The sequence below is a fragment of the Moorena sp. SIO2C4 genome (genome assembly GCF_010672485.1).
GTDB lineage: Bacteria > Cyanobacteriota > Cyanobacteriia > Cyanobacteriales > Coleofasciculaceae > Moorena > Moorena producens.
Map to the genome: position 1 here is coordinate 1 of NZ_JAAHGN010001036.1, position 2,653 is coordinate 2,653.

Consider the following 2,653-nt stretch of genomic DNA (forward strand, 5'->3'; position numbering starts at 1 on the left):
CCCTGCTCCCTGCTCCCTGCTCCCTGCTCCCTGCTCCCTAAAAACCCTATACTTTTGACTTGCGCGTAGGGCTATAAGGCTCAAGGGTTAACAATACACTAGACCAGGTAATCATTTCTAACACACCAGTACCCATTTCTTCCTAACAAGTACTAGTTTCTCATACACTAGTACTTGTTTCTTGTAAACCAGTACTGGTATGTAACAAACGAGTACCCATGTGTAACAAACGAGTACTATTTTCTCACACACCAGTACTATTTTCTGGGAAGTCAGTACTGGTGTGTAACAAACGGGTACCTGTTTCTTCCTAACGAGTACTAGTTTCTCATTAACTAGTACTTGTTGCTAATATAGCGTTTATCTTAGCTATGAGGTACACATTATTTTTTACCTCTTCCCTCTTCCCTCTTACCTCTTTCCTGCTCCCTGCTCCCTGCTCCCTGCTCCCTAAAAACCAGAACTTTGTACCTCATGGGTATAAGACTTGCTATAAACTAGTACTTTTTTGCTATTAACGAGTACAATTTCCTCACATGGTAGGACTGGTTAGGTGCATCTCAGTGTCGCAAGTAGGTATAGCGCTACGCGCCAGGCAAGAGGTATGCTAGCAATAGGGAAAAAATAATGTTTACTTGATAGCTAGGAGAAAGGCTATAAAATAATAGGAGATACTATAGAGCTATTGATGGGAGTTAATGATGGGGGGTAATCGCAACAAATCTGATGCCCAACTTGATTTTCTCTTAGAGGTACTACAAGCAACCGCAGACAGTAATGGTGACGCCCAGGTAGTTTACCCATTACTGGCAGACAATACAGACAAAATTAATCCTAGATTAGCAGAATTATTTCGGGATTGGGCAACAACTAAGCTGGCGGAAGTGAAACCAGATGAAGCGGAAAATATAGCAGCAGTTATTGTTGAATTTAGCAATCTAATTCAGCAATTCCCCTTGGGTGACAAAGCCAGCAATAGTTCAATTGCCATCACTGGCTATGAAGTGGCACTAACTGTTTTCACCCGTGAAGCTTTTCCCGAATATTGGGCAACGACTCAACACAATCTCGGTATTGCTTACCTTCACAGAATCACAGGTCAGAAGGGACAAAACCTAGAAGAGGCCATCGCTTGCTTGCAATTGGCTTTAGCCGTTTTCACCCGTGAAGATTTTCCCGAACAATGGGCAATGACTCAAAACAATCTCGGTATTGCTTACTCTGAGAGAATCACAGGGGAGAAAGCACAAAACCTAGAAAATGCCATCGCTTGCTACGAATTGGCTTTAGAAGTACGCACCAGTCAAGCTTTTCCCGAACAATGGGCAACGACTCAACACAATCTCGGTAGTGCTTACCGTAACCGCATCACAGGTCAGAAGGCACAAAACCTCGAAGATGCCATCGCTTGCTACCAATTGGCTTTAGAAGTACGCACCCGTAAAGCTTTCCCCTATGATTGGGCATCGACTCAAAACAATCTCGGTATTGCTTACCGTAACCGAATCACAGGTCAGAAAGCACAAAACCTAGAACAGGCCATCGCTTGCTACCAATTGGCTTTAGAAGTACGCACCAGTCAAGCTTTTCCCGAACAATGGGCAATGACTCAAAACAATCTCGGTATTGCTTACTCTGACAGAATCACAGGTCAGAAGGCACAAAACCAAGAAGAGGCCATCGCTTGCTACCAATTGGCTTTAGCCGTTTACACCCGTGAAGCTTTTCCCGAACAATGGGCAATGGCTCAATTCAATCTCGGTCGTGCTTACGGTAACAGAATCACAGGTCCGAAAGCACAAAACCTAGAAAATGCCATCCCTTGCTTCCAATTGGCTTTAGAAGTACACACCCGTGATGCTTTTCCTGTTGATTGGGCATCGACTCAAAAAAATCTCGGTCGTGCTTACTATTACAGAATCACAGGTGAGAAAAGACAGAATATTGAAAATGCCATCGCTTGCTACCAATTGGCTTTAGAAGTACACACCCGTGAAGCTTTTCCTATTGATTGGGCATCGACTCAATTCAATCTCGGTATTACTTACCGTAACCGAATCACAGGTCAGAAAGCACAAAACCTAGAAAAAGCAATCGCTTGCTACCAATTGGCTTTAGAAGTACGCACCAGTCAAGCTTTTCCCGAAAAATGGGCATCGACTCAAAACAATCTCGGTAATGCTTACTATGAAAGAATTAAAGGTCCCAAAGCACAGAATATAGAAGAAGCAATCGCTTGTTACCAACAGGCTCTTAGAGTTTATACCTTTAAGGCATTTCCTATTGATTGGGCAGAGACAAAATATAATCTCAGTATTGCTTATCGTAACCGCATCAAAGGTGAGAAAGCACAGAATATTGAACTTGCCAACGCTTATTTCCAAGAAGCTCTTAAAGTTAGAACCTTTGAGGATTCTACTCAAGATTGAACAATGACGCAATAGTAAGTAGGGTGGGCAAAAACCCTTTGGTTATTTTAACAATTCTAGATAATATCATTTTGCCCACCCTACGCAACTTATTTTAGGGTGGGCAAAAAGCCGTTGATTCTTTGTAAGCTTGTAGGGTGGGCAAAAACCCTTTGGTTCTTTGAAAAATTCTAGATAATATCATTTTGCCCACCCTACGCACTGTTCTAAGATTCAAAATGCTG

Annotated in this window: 1 protein-coding gene; it reads left to right on the plus strand. The window is 42.6% G+C overall.

The features are described 5' to 3' along the window. Nucleotides 1-698: 698 nt before the first annotated feature. Entirely contained in the window at nucleotides 699-2,429 is a 1,731-nt protein-coding gene (locus tag F6K20_RS33290; RefSeq protein WP_287297625.1) for a tetratricopeptide repeat protein, read from the plus strand. Nucleotides 2,430-2,653 lie beyond the last annotated feature (224 nt).